This is a genomic window from Roseateles sp. GW821-FHT09H10, from assembly GCF_059415865.1.
Map to the genome: position 1 here is coordinate 584142 of NZ_JBWKOB010000001.1, position 18232 is coordinate 602373.

Below are 18232 nucleotides of genomic sequence, written 5' to 3' on the forward strand. Positions count from 1 at the left end.
GTTCATGCCTGCCGAACGGATCGTCCTGACCAACCAGTTCCTCATCGCCATGCCGGGCATGGCCGACGAGGCTTTCGCAGGCACGGTGGTCTACCTCTGCGAGCACAACGACAACGGCGCCCTCGGCCTCGTCATCAACAAACCCATCTCGCTGACGCTGGGAACGCTGTTCGAAAAGGTCGAACTCAGCCCCCCCAACGATCCCCTGTCGGAGACCCCCGTTTTCTACGGCGGCCCGGTGCAGACCGACCGCGGTTTCGTGCTGCACGAGCCGCTGGACGAAGAGGGCGGCCACTACAACGCGACGCTGGCCGTGCCCGGCGGCCTGGAAATGACCACCAGCCGCGACGTGCTGGAGGCCCTGTCCAACGGCGCCGGCCCCCGCAAGATCCTTGTCACCCTGGGCTACAGCGGCTGGGCCGCCGGCCAGCTCGAAGAGGAAATCGGCCGCAACGGCTGGCTGACGGTGGACGCCACGCCCGAGATCATCTTCGACACGCCGGTCGAGCTGCGCTACGAGAAGGCCCTCGCCCTGCTGGGTGTGGACCCGCGCATGCTCAGCTCCGACGCGGGTCACGCGTGATGGCCGTCGTGGCTGACGCGTCCCGCCTCCAATCCTTTCTTGCTTTTGACTTTGGCCTGCGCCGCATCGGCGTGGCCAGCGGTACGCGCCTGCTCGGTTCGGCCGAGCCGCGCGGCACCCTCAAGGGCGGCGACTTCGACGCCATTGCCGGCCTGATCAAGACCTGGCAGCCCGACGCCCTCGTCATCGGCGTGCCGCGCCACCCGGACGGCGCGCCGCACGAGATGACGGCCAAGGCACAGAATTTCGGCCGCCGCCTGTCCGGGCGCTACCACCTGCCGGTCTTCGAGGTGGATGAGCGCTACACCAGCGTCGAAGCCGAGGCTGAAGGCGCGCACGATGTGGATGCCGCCGCCGCCGCCCTGATCCTGGAACAGTTTTTTCGAGAACACCCATGAGTGATTTGCTGCTCGATGCCGAGGCCCTCTACCTCGAGCTCAACAAGGGCGTGCAGCGCCTGCTGACGCCCGACACCGCCCTGGTGGGCATCTGGAGCGGCGGCGCCTGGCTGGCCGAGCGCCTGGCCGTCGACCTGGGGCTGCCCGACTCCGGCGTCATCTCCAGCGTGCTGCATCGCGACGACTTCGGCTCGCGGGGCCTGGCCAAGGCCGACCACACCTCGCTGCCCTTCGACGTCAACGGCCGCGACATCCTGCTCATCGACGACGTGCTCTACACCGGCCGCACGACGCGGGCCGTGCTCAATGAGCTGTTCGACTTCGGCCGCCCGGCCAGCGTGCAGCTGGCGGTGCTGGTGGACCGCGGCGGCCGCCAGCTGCCCATCGAGCCGGCGTTCTCCGCCGCTCGCGTGACCCTGGCCGGCGATCAGAGCCTGCGCCTGGCGCGCGGCGAAGATGGCCGCTTCCGCTTTGAGGTGAAGTGATGCTGAGCAAACGAAACCCCCAGCTCAACAAGCACGGCGAGCTCATCCACCTGCTGTCCATCGAAGGCCTGCCGCGGGCGGTCATCGAGCAGATCCTGGACACGGCCGGCAGCTTCCTGTCCGTCAACGACCGCGAGGTCAAGAAGGTGCCGCTGCTGCGCGGCAAGTCGGTGTTCAACCTGTTCTTCGAGAACAGCACCCGCACCCGCACCACCTTCGAGATCGCCGCCAAGCGCCTGTCCGCCGACGTCATCAACCTCGACATCGCGCGCTCGTCCACGGCCAAGGGCGAGACCCTGCTGGACACCGTGGCCAACCTCAGCGCCATGCATGCCGACATGTTCGTCGTGCGCCACAGCGAGAGCGGTGCGCCCCACCTGATCGCCCAGCACTGCGCCCCTCATGTGCACGTGGTCAACGCCGGCGACGGCCGCCACGCCCACCCGACGCAGGGCCTGCTGGACATGTACACGATCCGGCACTTCAAGAAGGACTTCCGCAACCTGACGGTGGCCATCGTCGGCGACATCGTGCACTCGCGCGTCGCACGCAGCGACATCCACGCGCTCAACATCCTCGGCGTACCCGAGATCCGCGCCGTCGGCCCCAAGACCCTGGTGCCGGGCGACCTGCGCGACATGGGCGTGCGCGTCTGCCACGACATGGCCGAGGGCGTGAAGGACGCTGACGTCATCATCATGCTGCGCCTGCAGAACGAGCGCATGAACGGCGGCATGCTGCCCAGCAGCGGCGAGTTCTTCAAGCATTTCGGCCTGACGCCGGAGAAGCTGAGGCTGGCCAAGCCCGACGCCATCGTCATGCACCCGGGTCCCATCAACCGTGGCGTGGAAATCGCGTCCGAGGTGGCCGATGGCAAGAGCAGCGTCATCCTGCCCCAGGTGACATTCGGCATCGCAGTCCGAATGGCGGTCATGGCCATCCTTGCCGGCAACGAGGCTTAAGACATGAAGATCCTCATCCAAGGCGGCCGGCTGATCGACCCGGCATCCAACCTCGACCGCGTCGGCGACGTCGCTATCGCCAATGGCCGCATCGTGCATCTGGGCGATGTGAGCGACTTCGGCGCCGACCGCACGGTGGACGCCGGCGGCCTCATCGTCGCGCCAGGCCTCGTCGACCTGTGTGCCCGCCTGCGCGAGCCCGGCCACGAGCACGAAGGCCTGCTGGAAAGCGAACTCGCGGCCGCGGCCGCCGGCGGCGTGACCAGCCTGGTCTGCCCACCCGACACCGACCCCGTGCTGGACGAGCCCGGCCTGGTCGAGATGCTGAAGTTCCGCGCCCGCAAGCTCAGCCGCTGCCGCCTCTTCCCCCTCGGCGCGCTGACGCGCCAGCTGAATGGCGCCGCGCTGACCGAGATGGCGGAACTGACCGAGGCCGGCTGCATCGGCTTCTCGCAGGCCGAGGTGCCCATCAAGGACACGGTGGTGCTGAGCCGCGCGCTGCAGTACGCGGCCACCTATGGCTACACCGTCTGGCTGCGCCCGCTGGATGCCTGGCTGGGCGGCGGCGTGGCCGCCAGCGGCTCGGTCGCGACCCGCCTGGGCCTGTCCGGCGTGCCGGTCAGCGCCGAGACCATCGCGCTGCACACCATCTTCGAACTGGTGCGCGCCACCGGCGCTCGCGTGCATCTGTGCCGCCTCAGCAGTGCCGCCGGTGTCGAACTCGTGCGCGCGGCCAAGAAGGAAGGCCTGCCCATCACGGCCGACGTGTCCATCAACTCGCTGCACCTCAGCGATGTCGACATCGGCTACTTCGATTCCGCCATGCGCCTGACGCCGCCGCTGCGCCAGGGCCGCGACCGCGATGCGCTGCGCGCCGGCCTGGCCGACGGGACCCTCGACGCGCTGGTGTCCGACCACATGCCCGTCACCGTCGACGAGAAGGCCGTGCCCTTCGCTGAGGCCACGCCGGGCGCGACCGGCCTGGAGCTGCTGCTCAGCCTGGCCCTGCGCTGGGCCAGGGACGCGGAGCTGCCCTTGCAGCGCGCCCTGGCCGTCGTCACGGCCGAGCCGGTGCGCGTGCTGGGCTCGGCCCTGGGCTCGCTGTCCGCCAGCGCGGGTCGCCTGGTCGAAGGCGGCGTTGCGGATGTCTGCGTCTTCGACGCCAGCGCCAGCTGGGCGGTCACGCCCGAGCAACTGGCCAGCCAGGGCAAGCACACGCCGTTTGCCTATGCATCCAGCGGCTTCGAGCTGCCGGCGCGGGTGCGCACGACCCTGGTCGCCGGGCATATCGCCTACGAGGCTGAATGAGATCCTTGCTTGCAGCCTGGCGTCTGCTGCGCCTGGCCCCCCATGTGCTGCACGGCCTGTGGATCGTCAAGCGCCGCTTCGAGCTGATGACGACGGCCGAGAAACATGGGCAGATCCAGTGGTGGTCGCTCAAGTTCCTGCGCATCCTCGGCATCGAGTTGAAGAGCCAGGGCCAGGCCCTGCCGGCGGGTCATCTGATGGTGGCCAACCACATCTCCTGGCTGGACATCGCCGCCGTCCACGCCGTGCTGCCGCAGGCGCGCTTCGTGTCCAAGGCCGACGTGAAGCACTGGCCGTTGGTGGGCGCTCTCGTCGAGGGTGCTGGCACTTTGTTCATCGAACGCACCAGCAAGCGCGACGCCCTGCGCGTCGTCCACCAGACTGCCGCGGCTCTGCAGGCCGGTGACTGCGTGGCCGTCTTCCCCGAAGGCACGACCGGCCCCGGGCCCGAGATGCTGCCCTTCCACGCCAATCTGCTGCAGGCGGCGGTGTCGACGGGGGCTCCCGTGCTGCCTCTAGTGCTGCGCTGGTACGAGCCCGGCGAGCGCTTCAGCTCCTCCGCCCGCTTCATTGGCGACATGACGCTGGGCCAGAGCCTTTGGAGCATCGCCTCGGCGAAAGGCCTGGGCATTGACGTGCAGATCCTGCCGAGCGTGATGATCGAAGGCCAGGACAGGCGCGCCCTCGGTGAGACGCTGCGCGGCGTGATCAGCGCGCGCTTGTAAGCCAGGCCAGGCCGGCCGACGTGCCGGCGCGTGGCCGGTATTCCAGGCCGATGGCGCCGGACCAGGCGCGTTCTTCCAGCAAGGCGAACTCCGCTGCGTACTCGCCGGCTTCGGGTTCATGCCGTCCGCCGACACCGGCGACTTGCACATGGCCCAGCGAGCCGAGATCCAGGGCCCGCGCCAGATGCGCCAGCGATTCGCCCTCGGCCACGCGGCAGTGATAGAGGTCCAACTGCAATTGAACGCGCGGCGCGTCCAGCGCGGCGAGCAACTCCAGCGCCTGGGCCTGGCGGTGCAGGAAATAGCCGGGCATGTCGCGCCGGTTGATGGGCTCGACGACCAAAGGCAGCGCCGACTGCTCAGCCGCCCATGCGAGATTGGCCAGCCAGGTCGCCCGGGTCTCGGCGCTGTCGTCGGCCAGGCCGGACAGCAGGTGGACGCGCGCCGCGCCGAGCTGGTGGGCGAGGTCCAGCCCGCGCAGTGTCGTCTCGCGGAACTCGGCCTCGCGGCCGGGCAGGGCGGCGAAGCCGCGGTCGCCGGCCGCCCAGTCGCCGGCGGGCGCGTTGATGAGGACGATGCGGAGATCGCCGAGCGCCGCCTTCAGCGCCGCGACGTCATGCAGATGCGGCTGCTGCAGCTCCACGGCCGCGAAGCCATCGGCGCGTGCCGCCGCGGGCCGGTCGAGATAGGCGTGCTCCGTGTACAGCCAATCGAGATTGGCGGCGAAGCGCGCTGGGATCACTTGCGCTCCGCGACCAGGGCCGGGTTGAGCCGCGGGTCGTTGTACATCTTGAACTGGCGGTAGACCTTGAAATAGGCCCGTCCGGCGCGGGCATCGGCCAGCAGTTCGTCAAAGCAGCGGCCGAGGTCGGCGCGCTGCTGGATCAGGCGCTCCAGGCGCTCGGCGCAGGACTGGCGATGCGCCTCGTCGACGTCGGTCCGCGTGGTCTGCTCGCGCATGGCGGCGATCTTCAGGCCGAGGATGGAGATGCGGTCCAGCATGGAGCCGGCCGTCTCGCTGTTCAGCCGGGCGCCGTCCGGCACGGTGGAGCGGGGCAGGGCGCTGGCGATGGTGGCGGGGTCGACCAGGCCCAGGGCCGACAGCAGGAACTCGTCGATGCGCTCGATGGCGTCGTTGCGGGACTGGTTGTGGCGGTCGATGGCGCGCTTGTTGGCGACGATCTCGGCGTCCGGCGCCTGGGTGCGGCGGGCCAGGTCTTCCTGGGCCCACAGGCTGCGGTTGTGGAAGTGATTGACCGCCACCCAGCCATGCACGTCATGGGCGTCGGCAGCGGTCGGCGGCGCAGCCAGGGCGGCGTCGTGGCTGGCGATCACTTCGGCGGAGGAGGGCAGGGTGATCTCGGGCATGAGGGGCGGGTCCGCGCAGGGAGAATCCCGCGCCACTTGTAAAGAATTGCTGATGATAGAAGCCCGCCCGTTGATCGTTCGCCTGCGCAACTTTGTCGGCGACACGGTTTTGAGCATTCCGGCGCTGCGGCTGCTGGAAAGCCATGGCTACCGCCTGGAGCTGGTGGGCAAGGGCTGGGCGCGCGGCCTGCTGGAGGCCGAGGGCTGGCGGGTGCATGTGCGGCCCAACAAGCTGGGCGAGCGCATTGCCCAGCTGCGCGCGCTGCGGCGGCAGTTCCGGGCGGAGGACCCGGGCTTCGACCGGCGCTCCAACACCCTGCTGTTTCCCTATGCCTTCTCGGCGGCTCTGGATTCGCGCCTGGCCGGGCTGAAGGCTGAAGGCCATGCCGGCGATGGCCGGACCTGGCTGCTCAAGCGCGGCCTGCCGCGCCGCGAGGGGCGGCACACCCTGGTCGAGTATTGGGAGCTGGCCTGCGATTTCCTCGGCGTGCAGGCCGAGCCGCCGACGGACATAGCCATGCAGGTCAGCGAGGGCCAGCGCGATGCCGCGCGGGCGCTGCTGGCGGCGCAAGGCGTGGAGCCGCAGCGATGTGTGCTGATCTGCCCCTTCGCCAACGGCCGCGTGGAATTCCTGGACCGCAGCTGGCCGGCCTTCCCGGACTTTGTGCGGCGCCTGCATGCGCAAGGCCGCCAGGTCGTCATCGTGCCGGGGCCGGCCGAGGTGGAGGGCGCGAAGGAGCTCTACCCGGACGCCATCCGCCTCGATGGCGTGGCCCTGGGCGTCTACAACGCGCTGCTGCAGGGGGCCGGCGTCGTCGTGGCCAACGACACCGGGCCGGCCCACATGGCCGCGGGCGTCGGCGCGCGGTTGCTGAGCATCTGGGGGCCCGTCGACCCGGCGCGCTGGGCGCCCTGGGGTTCGACGGTGACCCTCATGCGACGCGGCCCCACGGAATGGGTGAGCGTCGACGAGGTCCTCTCAGCGGTGGATCAGGCCTTGCCCTGATTGGCCACGGCTGCGGCCGCCTTGGCAGCGGCTTCCGCGTCACCCAGGTAATAGCTCTTGATGGGCTTCAGGTTCTCGTCCAGCTCGTAGACCAGCGGAATGCCATTGGGGATGTTGACGCCGACGATGGCGTCGTCCGCGATGTTGTCCAGGTACTTGACCAGGGCGCGGATGCTGTTGCCGTGGGCGGCGATCAGCACGCGCTGGCCGTCCTTGATGGCCGGCGCGATGGTGTCGTTCCAGAACGGCAGCACGCGGGCGACGGTGTCCTTCAGGCATTCCGTCAGCGGGATGTCGTTGGGGTCCAGCTTGGCGTAGCGCACGTCGCTGCGCTCGCTGCGCGGGTCGGTCGCTTCCAGGGCCGGCGGCGGCGTGTCGTAGCTGCGGCGCCAGATCAGCACCTGCTCGTCGCCGTACTGCTTGGCCATGTCGGCCTTGTTCAGGCCCTGCAGGCCGCCGTAATGGCGCTCGTTCAGGCGCCAGGCGTGGCGTACCGGCAGCCAGGTGCGGTCCATCTGGTCCAGGGCATGCCACAGCGTCCAGACGGCGCGCTTCAAGACCGAGGTGTAGGCGATGTCGAAGTCATAGCCCGCTTCCTTCAGCAGGCGGCCGGCGCTCTTGGCCTGCTCGACGCCGGTGGGCGTCAGGTCCACATCGGTCCAGCCGGTGAAGCGGTTTTCCAGATTCCAGGTCGATTCGCCGTGGCGGATGAGGACGAGCTTGTACATGGGCAGGAACGCACAGGTGGTGGAAGGCGGCGGATTATCGGCTCCGGCGATAATGCTCGGCTTCGTTGAATTACACGGGATGCTTGCTTGAACTTCCTGATCGAGAACTGGTTTTTGATCGTCGCTGCGCTGGTGTCGGGCGGCATGCTGCTCTACCCCATGCTGGCATCGGGTGCCCAGGGTGCCGCCGTCAGCCCGGCCCAGGCCGTGCAGCTGGTCAACCGCGAGAAGGGCGTGCTGATCGATGTCAGCGAGCCCGAGGAGTACGCCAAGGGCCATGCCGTCGGCGCGCGCAACATCCCCTTTGGCCAGATCGAGGGCCACAAGCAACTGCCGTCCAACAAGGCCCTGCCGCTGGTGTTGGTGTGCCCGACGGGCGCACGCGCCGGCCGCGCCGCTGGCATGCTGCGCAAGCTGGGCTATGAGAAGGCCCAGGTGCTGGCAGGGGGCCTCAAGGCCTGGCGGGAGGCCAATTTGCCGGTGGAGAAGACTGCGTAAGCAGTTTTTGCCTCCCAGGAGATTGAGATGGCCCGCGTCAAGATGTACACCACCCTGGTCTGCCCGTTCTGCGTGCGAGCCAAGATGCTGCTTAAATCACGCGGCGTCGACGTGATCGACGAGATCCGCGTCGACCTGAACCCGGCCGAGCGCCAGCACATGATGGCCACGACGGGCCGCCGCACCGTGCCGCAGATCTTCATCGGCGACACCCATGTCGGGGGGTGTGACGACCTCATCGCCCTCGACCAGAAGGGCGGACTGATGCCCCTGCTCCAGGCTGCCTGAGCCGCCTTCGGCCACCGCGGCTGATTTCAAGTGCGGGCAAGCCCGATCAGGGCTGTCACAAGCCTCGCCGCATAATCCAGCTACCGCCCGCAGCCTGCCGCCTGCGGGCTTTTGTTTGACGACCTGTTCGAAAGAGTCCCATGGCCGACGAGATCCAAGCCGCCCCCGAAGGCACCCCCGTGTTCCAGATCCAGCGCATGTACCTGAAGGATCTGTCGCTGGAACAGCCCAACGCGCCGCACATCCTGCTGGAGCAGTCGCAGCCCCAGGTGGACATCAACCTGACGCTGTCGGCCGAGATGGTCACCGACGGCATCTTCGAAAGCTGCGTGACCGCCACGGTCAACACCAAGGTCGGCGACAAGACGCTGTTCCTGGTGGAAGCCAAGCAGGCCGGCATCTTCGAGATCCGCAACATCCCGCAAGACCAGCTCGACGGCATCCTGGGCATCGTGTGCCCGCAGATGGTCTATCCCTATCTGCGCGCCATCGTGTCGGACGTCTGCACCCGCGCCGGCTTCCCGCCGGTGCTGCTGACGGAAGTGAACTTCCAGGCCATGTTCGAAGCCCAGCAGGCCCAGCGCCTGGCCCAAGGTAGCCAGGCCGTCAACTGATCCGCCTCGCTCCTGCGACGACGCCCCGCCCCATGCGGGGCGTTTTACTTGGTGGACACTTCCGCGCATGACGACGATGAAGATCAGCGTGCTCGGCGCCGGCGCCTGGGGCACGGCCCTGGCCATCCAGGCCGCCGAGGCCGGCCATGACGTGAGCCTGTGGGGGCGCGACGCCGCGGCCGTCGACGCGATGCGCGCGAGCCGCCGCAACGCGGCCTATCTGCCCGACAGCGAGCTGCCCGCCACCCTCGGCCTGACCGCCGACCGCGCGGCCTGCATCGCCCACGCCGCCGCCGGCCTGACCATCGTCGCGACGCCCATGTCGGGCCTGCGCGAGACGCTGGCCGTCCTGCGCTCGACGCAGCGCGTGCTGTGGCTGTGCAAGGGCTTCGAGGCCGGCACCGGCCGTCTCGGCCACGAGATCGCACGCGAACTGCAGCCGGCGATGCGCGTGGGCATCCTGTCCGGCCCCAGCTTTGCGCAGGAAGTGGCCGCCGGCCGGCCGACCGCCCTGGTGGCGGCCAGCGAGGATGGCGACCTGGCCCAGGCGGCCGTGGACGCTTTCCATGGCGACAGGCTGCGCGTCTACACATCGAGCGATCCGGTGGGCGTCGAGGTCGGCGGCGCCGTCAAGAACGTGATGGCCATCGCCGTCGGCATCTGCGATGGCCTGTCCGCCGCGGCGCCCGATGCGCCCGGCCTCAATGCGCGCGCGGCGCTGATCACCCGCGGCCTGGCCGAGATGCTGCGCCTGGGCCTGGCCCTGGGCGCCCGGGCCGAGACCTTCATGGGCCTGTCGGGCCTGGGCGACCTGGTGCTGACGGCGACCGGCGACCTGTCGCGCAACCGGCGCGTCGGCCTGATGCTGGCCCAGGGCCTGGCCCTGCCGCAGATCCTGCAGCAGCTGGGCCATGTGGCCGAAGGCGTCTACAGCGCGCCGACGGTGCTGGCGCGGGCGCGCGAGCTGGGCGTGGAGATGCCCATCACCGAGGGCATGGTGGCCCTGCTGGACGGCCGGCTGCGCGTGGGCGAGGCGGTTGAGCGGCTGATGAGCCGCGACGCGCGCGCCGAGTAGTTACGCTCCGCCGGCGTATCCGTTCTGGCGCCAGGCTTCGAACACGGCGACCGCCACGGTGTTGCTCAGATTGAGGCTGCGCTGGCCCTCGCGCATCGGCAGGCGCACGCGTTGTTCGACCGGGAAGCTCTCGCGCAACGCGGGTGCTAGGCCGGCCGTCTCGCTGCCGAACACGAACCAGTCGCCGGGCTGGAAGGCCACCTCGCCGAAGGGTCTGCTGCCGCGCGTCGTGAAGGCAAACATGCGTGAGACGTCGGGCGACTCGGCTGCCAGGAAGGCGGCCCAGTCGGCATGCCGCTGCACGCGGGCGTACTCGTGATAGTCCAGGCCGGCGCGCTGCAGCAGCTTGTCCTCCATCGAGAAGCCCAGGGGTTCGATCAGATGCAGGCTGCAGCCCGTGTTGGCGGCGAGCCGGATGACGTTGCCGGTATTGGGCGGGATCTCCGGCTGGACGAGGACGATATGGAACATGCACGGGATTGTCCCGTCACTCGTCCCCTGGTTCCGGCGTTCGGGCAATGACCCAGGCCTGCACGCTCATGACGCCGGCCTGCAGCAGCACGCCGGCCAGCTCGAACAGCGTCGCGCCGCTGGTCATCACATCGTCCAGCAGGGCGACGCTGGTGCCGCGCAGCCGGGCGGCGCGCAAGGGATCGACGGCGAAGACGCCGCGCACATTGGCCGCGCGGTCTTCCAGCTTGAGGCTGGCCTGGACGGCGTTGTGCCGCACGCGCAGCAGCATGTCGGGTTCGTAGCGCAGGCCGCGCCGCCGCGCCAGGGCCTTGGCGAGCTCATGGGACTGGTTGTAGCCGCGCTCGCGCAGGCGCCGGTCTGACAGGGGAACAGGCAGCAGCCAGTCGGGCGCATTGGCCTCGGCCGCGGTCAGGGCCGTGTTCAGCCTTTCCAGCAGGCTCTCTCGCAATTCCAGGGCCTGGTGGTATTTGAAATGCTGCAGCAGGCCATCCCAGGGGAAGCGGTAGTCCAGGGCGGCGACGGTGCGGTCCAGTGGCGGCGCGGTGTGCAGGCAGCGGCCGCATTGCGGACGGAGCCGGCCCATGAACTCGGGTGGCAGCCTGGCCGCGCAGGTCCAGCAGCGGGGCTGCGGACGCGCATACAGGCCCAGGCAGGACTCGCAGATGGTCTGGTGGCTCCAGGCGCGGCAGACAGCGCACTGGCCGGCGCAGCGCAGCAGCACCTTCTCGACCAATGCGGGCTTGTTTGCCGACAGGGAGCGCTCAGGCATCGGCTCAATATACTGACCGCTCCATGAGTGAACTGGCCTCGACCCCTACTTCAAACAAGGGGCCGCGGCCCCAGGACCTGGATGCCGCCGCCGTGCGCCACCAGGCGCGCCGGCTGGCCGCCGCCGCGCAGCCGCCCTGGCTGCACGAGGAGGTGGCCGGGCGCATGGCCGAGCGCCTGACCTACATCAAGCTGCAGCCCCAGCGGGTGCTGGACGCCTCGCCGGCCCTGGGGGCCAGCGGGGAATTGCTGCGCCGGGCCTATCCCGAGGCCGAGATGCTGTGGCACGAGGCCGACAACCCTCTGGCGGCGCGGGCAGCCCAGTCCCGCCAGCGCAACTGGTGGCAGAAGCTGCGCGGCGCGCCTTCCGGCCAGATCGAGGCGCTGCCCGCGCGGCCGGAGGTCGACCTGCTGTGGTCCAACATGGCCCTGCACGCCTGCGCCGACCTGCCCGGCCTGCTCGGCGCCTGGCAGGCCAGCATCGCGGTGGGCGGCTTCATCATGTTTTCCTGCTTCGGCCCGGACAGCTTCGTCGAACTGCGCCCCCTGTATGCCCGCAACGGCTGGGGCCGGCCGGCGCCGGACTGGTGGGACATGCACGACATCGGCGACCTGGTACTCAAGGCCGGCTTTGCCGACCCCGTCATGGACCAGCAGCGGCTGCGCCTGACCTGGGCCTCCCCCGAAAGCCTGCTTGCCGATCTGCGCAGCCTGGGCGGCAACCTGGCACCGACGCGCTTCGCCGGCCTGCGCGGGCGGGCCTGGAAAGTGGCCCTGCTCGGCGAACTCGAAACCCTGCGCGGCGCCGACGGCAAGCTGGCCCTGACGGTGGAGCTGGTCTTCGGCCACGCCTTCAAGGCCGCGCCACGGCTGACGGTGGCGGCCGAGACCCATGTCTCCATCGATGCGATGCGCGCGACGCTGCGCAAGGGGCGCGAAAGCGGCTGAAACGGCGGCTAAGGGGGGTGGTTCCCCGGGGTCGGCGCGGGTCGGCCCTCTCGGAGCCTGGGCTAAAATCCCGCGCCGCATAGGGGCTTAGGGCAAAACCCGGCTCAAACCACGGAACTTGCTTCCCAAGTCCGGCCAATGGCCCGGATTGCAAGCCCCGCTCTTCAAAGAACCAAGTGACAACCATGACGATGATGAACGCACGAGTGCATAGCGCCTCACGCGCTTGGGGCCGCTGGGCCACCGCGGCGATGGCGGCCCTGGCAGCGGGACCGGCCCTGGCGGTCAACGACCTGAAGGGCGGCCCGGGCGTCAATCAGCTCAATCTGCACGAGCCGGTCACGCGCATCGCGGCCGACCAGATGTGGCTGCACAACTTCGTGATGATCGTCTGCGTGGTCATCTTCGTCGCCGTGTTCGGCGTCATGTTCTATTCCATCTTCAAGCACCGCAAGTCCAAGGGTGCGGTGTCGGCCAACTTCCACGAGAGCGTGGCCGTGGAAATCGCCTGGACCGTGGTCCCCTTCCTCATCGTCATCGGCATGGCCCTGCCGGCCACCAAGGTCGTGGTCGCGATGAAGGACACCACCAATGCCGACCTGACCATCAAGGCCACCGGCTACCAGTGGAAGTGGGGCTACGACTACCTGAAGGGCGAAGGCGAGGGCATCGGCTTCCTGGCCACGCTGGACACCGCCCAGCGCGAATCGTCCGACTCCGGCAAGCCCGAGCCGGTCGACAACTACCTGCTCAAGGTCGACAACCCGCTGGTCGTGCCGGTGGACAAGAAGGTCCGCATCATCACGACGGCCAACGACGTCATCCACGCCTGGATGGTGCCGGCCTTCGGCGTCAAGCAGGATGCCATCCCCGGCTTCGTGCGCGACGCCTGGTTCAAGGCCGAGAAGATCGGCGACTTCTACGGCCAGTGCGCCGAGCTGTGCGGCAAGGAGCACGCCTACATGCCCATCCATGTGAAGGTGGTGTCCGCCGAGGACTACACCAAGTGGGTGGATGGCGAGAAGAAGAAGATGGCCGCCAAGGCCGACGATCCGTCCAAGGTCTGGGAACAGGCGGCCCTGGTCGCCCGCGGCGAGAAGGTGTATGCGGCCAACTGCGCGGTCTGCCACAAGGCCGACGGCAGCGGCGCCGGTCCGATCAAGGCGCTGGACAAGTCGCCCGTCGTGCTGGCGGACGACAAGATGCAGCAGATCCAGATCGTGCTGAACGGCAAGATGGACAAGGGCATGCCCGCCTGGAAGCAGCTCAGCGACACCGACATCGCCGCCGTGATCACGTACACGAAGAACAGCTGGTCCAACAAGACGGGCCAGACGGTGCAGCCGGCCGAAGTGCTGGCCGCCCGCAAGTAATCGCCTGAACACCGAATCTGAGGAAATCACATGAGTGCAGTGCTCCCCCCCCACGGTGTTCACGGCGGCCATGACGGCGACCACGCCCATGGCCACCACGACGACCATCACGACCACCACGCCCCCACCGGCTGGCGCCGCTGGGTGTTCGCGACCAACCACAAGGACATCGGCACCCTCTACCTGCTGTTCTCCTTCGCGATGCTGATGGTCGGCGGCATCCTGGCCCTGTGCATCCGCGCCGAGCTGTTCCAGCCCGGCCTGCAGTTCTTCAACCCCGAACTCTTCAACCAGTTCACGACCATGCACGGTCTGATCATGGTGTTCGGCGCCATCATGCCGGCCTTCGTCGGCTTCGCGAACTGGATGATCCCGCTGCAGATCGGTGCCAGCGACATGGCCTTCGCGCGGATGAACAACCTCAGCTTCTGGCTGCTGATTCCGGCGGCCCTGATGCTGGTGGGCAGCTTCTTCATGCCCGGCGGCGCCCCCGCCGCGGGCTGGACGCTGTACGCGCCGCTGACGCTGCAGATGGGCCCGTCCATGGACGCCGGCATCTTCGCGATGCACATCATGGGCGCCTCGTCCATCATGGGCTCGATCAACATCATCGTGACCATCCTCAACATGCGCGCCCCCGGCATGACGCTGATGAAGATGCCGATGTTCGCCTGGACCTGGCTGATCACGGCCTACCTGCTGATCGCCGTCATGCCCGTGCTGGCCGGCGCCATCACGATGACGCTGACCGACCGCCACTTCGGCACCGCCTTCTTCAACCCGGCGGGCGGCGGCGACCCGGTCATGTACCAGCACATCTTCTGGTTCTTCGGCCACCCCGAGGTCTACATCATGATCTTGCCGGCCTTCGGCATCATCAGCCAGATCGTGCCGGCCTTCGCCCGCAAGCGCCTGTTCGGCTACGCGTCCATGGTGTACGCGACGGCCTCCATCGCCATCCTGTCCTTCATCGTGTGGGCCCACCACATGTTCGCCACCGGCATGCCGGTGACGGGCCAGCTGTTCTTCATGTACGCGACCATGCTGATCGCCGTGCCCACGGGCGTGAAGATCTTCAACTGGCTGGCGACGATGTGGCGCGGCTCGATGACCTTCGAGACGCCGATGCTGTTTGCCGTCGGCTTCATCTTCGTGTTCACGATGGGCGGCTTCACCGGCCTCATCCTGGCCATGGCGCCGGTCGACATCCAGCTGCAGGACACCTACTACGTCGTGGCCCACTTCCACTACGTGCTGGTGGCCGGCTCGCTGTACGCGCTGTTCGCCGGCGTCTACTACTGGGGTCCGAAGTGGACCGGCGTCATGTATTCCGAGACGCGCGGCAAGATCCACTTCTGGGGCTCGTTGATCTTCTTCAACGTGACCTTCTTCCCGATGCACTTCCTGGGTCTGGCCGGCATGCCGCGTCGCTATGCCGACTACCCGATGCAGTTCACCGACTTCAACCAGATCGCGTCCATCGGCGCCTTCGGCTTCGGCCTGATGCAGGTCTACTTCTTCCTGTTCGTCGTCGTGCCGATGATGCGCGGCAAGGGCGAGACCGCATCGCAGAAGCCCTGGGAAGCCGCTGAAGGGCTGGAGTGGGAAGTGCCGTCGCCGGCCCCCTTCCACACCTTCGAGGAGCCGCCCAAGCTGAACGCGTCGGCCACCAAGATCGTCCACGACCACCATTGATCGCGATGACGCCCGAACAGCGCAAGGCCAACCGCCGGCTGGGACTGATCCTGCTGTCGATCGTGCTGGTCTTCGGCGTCGGCTTCGTCGCCAAGATGGTGCTGCTGGCCCACTGACATGCGCTTCCTGGACGCCCTGCGCCGCGACAACCACCAGCTTCTGAAGAAGCTGATGTTCATCGTCGTGCTGATGTTCGGCTTCAGCTATTCGCTCGTGTACTTCTACGATGCGATCTGCAGAGCGCTGGGCATCAATGTGCTGTCTCTGTCCGAGCGGCAGGTGGCGTTCGGTGACAAGGGATTGGCCAACGGCAACGGCCAGATCGACCTCAGCCGCGAGATCACGGTCGAGTTCGACACCAATGCGCGCGGTCCCTGGGACTTCAAGCCGGCGGTGCGCCACATGAAGGTGCACCCGGGCGAGCTGAGCCAGGTCATGTACGAGTTCCGCAACAAGCAGGACCGCACCATGGCCGCGCAGGCCATCCCGAGCTATGCGCCCATGCAGGCGATGGCGCATTTCAACAAGCTGGAATGCTTCTGCTTCAACGAATACACCTTGAAGCCGGGCGAGAGCAAGCAGTGGCCGGTCGTGTTCGTCATCGACCCCAAGCTGCCCAAGGATGTGAAGACCATCACCCTGTCCTATACCTTCTTCGAGGTGGCGGGCAAGGGCGGGGTCAAGCTCGGCCAGGCACCGAAAGGTGAGGGAGCCGCGCTGTGAGTGACAAGCCGGGCCAGGATCTGAAGGAAGCGGTGGGGCGCAAGGCGTCCTTCCTCCAGACGATCTCGGCCGTGGCCTGGAGTTTTTTCGGCGTGCGCCGGGGCCGTGACCATGAGAGAGACATGGCGCGGCTGAACCCGGTGCATGTGCTGATCGCGGGCGTGCTTGGCGCAGCCCTGTTTGTATTGATGCTGGTGCTGTTGGTCCGTTGGGTCATCGGCAGTGGCGTGGCGGCGGCCTGAGGCCTGCCGCACCAAGGTTAGAACGAGCGAGAACTAGGAGAACGACATGTCGGCAGCGACTACCCCGGGCAAGACCCCGTACTACTTCGTCCCGGCGCCTTCTCGGCATCCGGTGATGGCCGCGACCGGCCTGTTCTTCGTCATCCTCGGCGCCGGCCAGTGGATCAACGGCCACGGCTGGGGCATGTACTCGCTGTTCGGCGGCCTGGCCTTCTGGGCCTATGTGCTGCAGGCCTGGTTCCGCGACGCCATCAGCGAGAGCGAAGGCGGCCTGTACAGCGACCGCATCGACCTGTCCTTCCGCTGGAGCATGGGCTGGTTCATCTTCTCGGAGGTGATGTTCTTCGCCGCCTTCTTCGGCGCGCTGTACTGGGCCCGCGTCTACTCCGTGCCGTCGCTCGGCAGCCTGGAGAACTCCATCCTGTGGCCTGACTTCAAGGCCATCTGGCCCAGCACCGCGCCTGGCTTCACCGGCGCGCCGGCCGGCACCGTCGAGGCCTTCAGCACCATGGGCCCCTGGCCCATCCCGACGATCAACACGGCCCTGCTGCTGACCTCGGGTGTCACGCTGACCATCGCCCACCACGCGCTGATCGCCGGCAACCGTGCCAAGACCATCGCCTGGATGTGGATCACCGTCATCCTCGGCGCGACCTTCCTGGGCTTCCAGGCCTATGAATACCACCACGCCTATGCCGAGCTGAACCTGAAGCTCAACTCCGGCATCTACGGCTCGACCTTCTTCATGCTGACCGGCTTCCACGGCTTCCACGTCTGCGTGGGCGCCCTGATGCTGCTGTTCATCACCATCCGCCTGATGAAGGGCCACTTCACGCCCGAGCGCCACTTCGGCTTCGAAGGCGCGGCCTGGTACTGGCACTTCGTCGACGTCGTCTGGCTGGGCCTGTACGTCGTCGTCTACTGGTTCTGAGGCCACTGGGCCCGCCATGAGGAAGCGCCGCAGTCGCGGCGCTTTTTTGTTGGCTCTTCGCGCGCGAACGAGCGCGCAAAGCGCCTGATCATGCAGGCTAGGATTTCAGCGGCAGGCCGGTCGGCTGTATCCAGCCCATCTTCCAGCTCAGCAGGATGACGAGGAAGAGCGCCACCGACACGCCGACCCGCACCGCCAGCGCGCGGGCCATGTTGGGACTCTTCTTGTTGCCGCCCTTGCGCAGCATGAAGAAGCCGGCTGCTGCGAGCGCGCCGAGGATGCCGATGAAGGCGACCAGGATCACGAATTTCATGACGCGAATTATCGGGGTGGCGCGGTGACGGCCCGGCGCTGGCTGGTGCTGGCAGCGGCCCTGCTCGCGGCCGCGCTGACAGGGCGGCTGGGCCTGTGGCAGCTGGACCGCGCGGCGCAGAAGATCGCGCTGCAGACGGCCATCGAGGCAGAGGCCGGCAGGCCGGCGCTCGCCAACGCCGAACTGGACGGTGCCGATCAACTGCACCGTCGCGTGGTGCTGCGCGGCACCTGGCTGGCCGAGCGCACCGTCTGGCTGGACAACCGGCCCATGGACGGCCGCACCGGCTTCTTCGTCGTCACGCCGCTGCGCCTGGCCGGCCGCGACGAAGCCATCCTCGTGCAGCGCGGCTGGGCGCCGCGCAACCAGCTCGACCGCCAGCAGCTGCCGCCGCTGGCCACGCCCGCGGGCGAGGCCGTCGTGCAGGGGCGGCTGGCGGCTTCGCCTTCGCGGCTTTATGAGCTTGGCGAGGGCTCGGTCGGAGCTATCCGGCAAAATCTCGATCCTGCGGCCTTTGCCGTCGAATCCGGCCTGAAGCTGCTGCCCCTGACGGTCGTCCAGACGGATGCGGCCGACGATGGCCTGTCGCGCCACTGGCCGGCACCTGACCTCGGCCTGCAGAAGCACTATGGCTATGCCTTTCAATGGTTCGCGCTCTGCGCGCTGATCCTGATCCTCTATGTCTGGTTCCAACTCGTCCGCCCCCGGCTCCGCAGGCCGTCCTGAA

At 68.1% G+C, this 18232-nt stretch carries 25 protein-coding genes; 19 read left to right on the forward strand and 6 right to left on the reverse strand.

Features of this window, described 5'->3' with window-relative positions; translation table 11 throughout:
• The first annotated feature begins 4 nt into the window (after positions 1-4).
• Genes AC07OY_RS02555 through AC07OY_RS02580 form a run of 6 tightly spaced genes read left to right on the forward strand, consistent with a single transcriptional unit; the run spans position 5 to position 4461 of the window.
• Positions 5-583 carry a YqgE/AlgH family protein gene (locus AC07OY_RS02555; protein WP_495040952.1) on the forward strand — a complete coding sequence of 193 codons (579 nt, stop codon included), beginning with the start codon at positions 5-7 and terminating at the stop codon, positions 581-583.
• Positions 583-981, forward strand: coding sequence for a Holliday junction resolvase RuvX (gene ruvX / locus AC07OY_RS02560; protein ID WP_495040953.1), 399 nt, complete (start codon positions 583-585; stop codon positions 979-981). Before AC07OY_RS02555 ends, ruvX begins: the two co-directional genes overlap by 1 nt.
• Positions 978-1466, forward strand: coding sequence for a bifunctional pyr operon transcriptional regulator/uracil phosphoribosyltransferase PyrR (gene pyrR / locus AC07OY_RS02565; protein ID WP_495040954.1), 489 nt, complete (start codon positions 978-980; stop codon positions 1464-1466). Before ruvX ends, pyrR begins: the two co-directional genes overlap by 4 nt.
• Positions 1466-2428 carry an aspartate carbamoyltransferase catalytic subunit gene (locus AC07OY_RS02570; RefSeq protein ID WP_119043485.1) on the forward strand — a complete coding sequence of 321 codons (963 nt, stop codon included), beginning with the start codon at positions 1466-1468 and terminating at the stop codon, positions 2426-2428. The genes pyrR and AC07OY_RS02570 overlap by 1 nt, the downstream gene beginning before the upstream one ends.
• A 3-nt stretch (positions 2429-2431) precedes the next feature.
• Positions 2432-3736 carry a dihydroorotase gene (locus AC07OY_RS02575; protein ID WP_495040955.1) on the forward strand — a complete coding sequence of 435 codons (1305 nt, stop codon included), beginning with the start codon at positions 2432-2434 and terminating at the stop codon, positions 3734-3736.
• Positions 3733-4461: a lysophospholipid acyltransferase family protein gene (locus AC07OY_RS02580; protein WP_495040956.1), complete on the forward strand. Its 729-nt coding sequence runs from the start codon at positions 3733-3735 to the stop codon at positions 4459-4461. The genes AC07OY_RS02575 and AC07OY_RS02580 overlap by 4 nt, the downstream gene beginning before the upstream one ends.
• Here AC07OY_RS02580 and AC07OY_RS02585 read toward each other — a convergent pair.
• Together AC07OY_RS02585 and AC07OY_RS02590 are read right to left on the reverse strand one after the other, a co-directional pair.
• On the reverse strand, positions 4445-5203 hold the full coding sequence (locus AC07OY_RS02585; protein WP_495040957.1) for a hydroxypyruvate isomerase family protein: 759 nt from the start codon (positions 5201-5203) through the stop codon (positions 4445-4447). The genes AC07OY_RS02580 and AC07OY_RS02585 overlap by 17 nt on opposite strands.
• Positions 5200-5829, reverse strand: a complete 630-nt coding sequence (locus AC07OY_RS02590) for a DUF4254 domain-containing protein (protein WP_495040958.1) — start codon at positions 5827-5829, stop codon at positions 5200-5202. Before AC07OY_RS02590 ends, AC07OY_RS02585 begins: the two co-directional genes overlap by 4 nt.
• Before the next feature lie 70 nt (positions 5830-5899).
• Here AC07OY_RS02590 and AC07OY_RS02595 point away from each other — a divergent pair, with 70 nt between their 5' ends.
• Positions 5900-6835 carry a glycosyltransferase family 9 protein gene (locus tag AC07OY_RS02595; RefSeq protein WP_495040959.1) on the forward strand — a complete coding sequence of 312 codons (936 nt, stop codon included), beginning with the start codon at positions 5900-5902 and terminating at the stop codon, positions 6833-6835.
• Here AC07OY_RS02595 and gpmA read toward each other — a convergent pair.
• Complete coding sequence (gene gpmA / locus AC07OY_RS02600; RefSeq protein ID WP_495040960.1) at positions 6820-7563, reverse strand: 2,3-diphosphoglycerate-dependent phosphoglycerate mutase; 744 nt, start codon at positions 7561-7563, stop codon at positions 6820-6822. The two genes, AC07OY_RS02595 and gpmA, sit on opposite strands and share 16 nt — an antisense overlap.
• Positions 7564-7650: 87 nt before the next feature.
• Here gpmA and AC07OY_RS02605 point away from each other — a divergent pair, with 87 nt between their 5' ends.
• The 4 genes from AC07OY_RS02605 (at position 7651) to AC07OY_RS02620 (ending at position 10038) form a co-directional block, all read left to right on the forward strand.
• Positions 7651-8061: a rhodanese-like domain-containing protein gene (locus tag AC07OY_RS02605; protein WP_495040961.1), complete on the forward strand. Its 411-nt coding sequence runs from the start codon at positions 7651-7653 to the stop codon at positions 8059-8061.
• A gap of 27 nt (positions 8062-8088) precedes the next feature.
• Positions 8089-8349: a glutaredoxin 3 gene (gene grxC / locus AC07OY_RS02610; protein WP_495040962.1), complete on the forward strand. Its 261-nt coding sequence runs from the start codon at positions 8089-8091 to the stop codon at positions 8347-8349.
• A 140-nt stretch (positions 8350-8489) separates the two neighbouring features.
• On the forward strand, positions 8490-8963 hold the full coding sequence (gene secB / locus AC07OY_RS02615; protein WP_495040963.1) for a protein-export chaperone SecB: 474 nt from the start codon (positions 8490-8492) through the stop codon (positions 8961-8963).
• 76 nt (positions 8964-9039) lie between these two features.
• Positions 9040-10038, forward strand: coding sequence for an NAD(P)H-dependent glycerol-3-phosphate dehydrogenase (locus tag AC07OY_RS02620; RefSeq protein ID WP_495041966.1), 999 nt, complete (start codon positions 9040-9042; stop codon positions 10036-10038).
• Here the strand turns inward: AC07OY_RS02620 and trmL are convergent, their stop codons facing one another.
• Both trmL and AC07OY_RS02630 read right to left on the reverse strand, forming a co-directional pair.
• On the reverse strand, positions 10039-10509 hold the full coding sequence (gene trmL, locus AC07OY_RS02625; RefSeq protein ID WP_495040964.1) for a tRNA (uridine(34)/cytosine(34)/5-carboxymethylaminomethyluridine(34)-2'-O)-methyltransferase TrmL: 471 nt from the start codon (positions 10507-10509) through the stop codon (positions 10039-10041).
• A gap of 16 nt (positions 10510-10525) precedes the next feature.
• Complete coding sequence (locus AC07OY_RS02630; RefSeq protein ID WP_495040965.1) at positions 10526-11281, reverse strand: ComF family protein; 756 nt, start codon at positions 11279-11281, stop codon at positions 10526-10528.
• A gap of 23 nt (positions 11282-11304) precedes the next feature.
• Between AC07OY_RS02630 and AC07OY_RS02635 the strand changes: the two genes are divergently transcribed.
• The 7 genes from AC07OY_RS02635 to AC07OY_RS02665 all read left to right on the forward strand — a co-directional run bounded on the left by AC07OY_RS02635 (position 11305) and on the right by AC07OY_RS02665 (position 17192).
• Positions 11305-12228, forward strand: coding sequence for a class I SAM-dependent methyltransferase (locus AC07OY_RS02635; RefSeq protein WP_495040966.1), 924 nt, complete (start codon positions 11305-11307; stop codon positions 12226-12228).
• Between the two features lie 251 nt (positions 12229-12479).
• On the forward strand, positions 12480-13601 hold the full coding sequence (coxB, locus tag AC07OY_RS02640) for a cytochrome c oxidase subunit II (RefSeq protein WP_495041967.1): 1122 nt from the start codon (positions 12480-12482) through the stop codon (positions 13599-13601).
• A gap of 30 nt (positions 13602-13631) precedes the next feature.
• Complete coding sequence (gene ctaD, locus AC07OY_RS02645; RefSeq protein WP_495040967.1) at positions 13632-15296, forward strand: cytochrome c oxidase subunit I; 1665 nt, start codon at positions 13632-13634, stop codon at positions 15294-15296.
• 5 nt (positions 15297-15301) lie between these two features.
• Positions 15302-15412, forward strand: coding sequence for a cytochrome oxidase small assembly protein (locus AC07OY_RS02650; RefSeq protein WP_495040968.1), 111 nt, complete (start codon positions 15302-15304; stop codon positions 15410-15412).
• 1 nt (position 15413) lies between these two features.
• Positions 15414-16019: a cytochrome c oxidase assembly protein gene (locus AC07OY_RS02655; protein ID WP_495040969.1), complete on the forward strand. Its 606-nt coding sequence runs from the start codon at positions 15414-15416 to the stop codon at positions 16017-16019.
• The gene (locus tag AC07OY_RS02660; RefSeq protein WP_495040970.1) at positions 16016-16261 is read left to right on the forward strand and encodes a DUF2970 domain-containing protein; all 246 of its coding nucleotides are present in this window, start codon (positions 16016-16018) and stop codon (positions 16259-16261) included. The genes AC07OY_RS02655 and AC07OY_RS02660 overlap by 4 nt, the downstream gene beginning before the upstream one ends.
• Positions 16262-16307: 46 nt before the next feature.
• The gene (locus AC07OY_RS02665) at positions 16308-17192 is read left to right on the forward strand and encodes a cytochrome c oxidase subunit 3 (protein ID WP_495040971.1); all 885 of its coding nucleotides are present in this window, start codon (positions 16308-16310) and stop codon (positions 17190-17192) included.
• A 97-nt stretch (positions 17193-17289) separates the two neighbouring features.
• On the opposite strand, the gene AC07OY_RS02670 is transcribed toward AC07OY_RS02665, so the two are convergent.
• Entirely contained in the window at positions 17290-17505 is a 216-nt protein-coding gene (locus AC07OY_RS02670; protein WP_495040972.1) for a DUF2909 domain-containing protein, read from the reverse strand.
• A gap of 24 nt (positions 17506-17529) precedes the next feature.
• Here AC07OY_RS02670 and AC07OY_RS02675 point away from each other — a divergent pair, with 24 nt between their 5' ends.
• Positions 17530-18231: an SURF1 family protein gene (locus tag AC07OY_RS02675; protein ID WP_495040973.1), complete on the forward strand. Its 702-nt coding sequence runs from the start codon at positions 17530-17532 to the stop codon at positions 18229-18231.
• Position 18232: the final 1 nt, after the last annotated feature.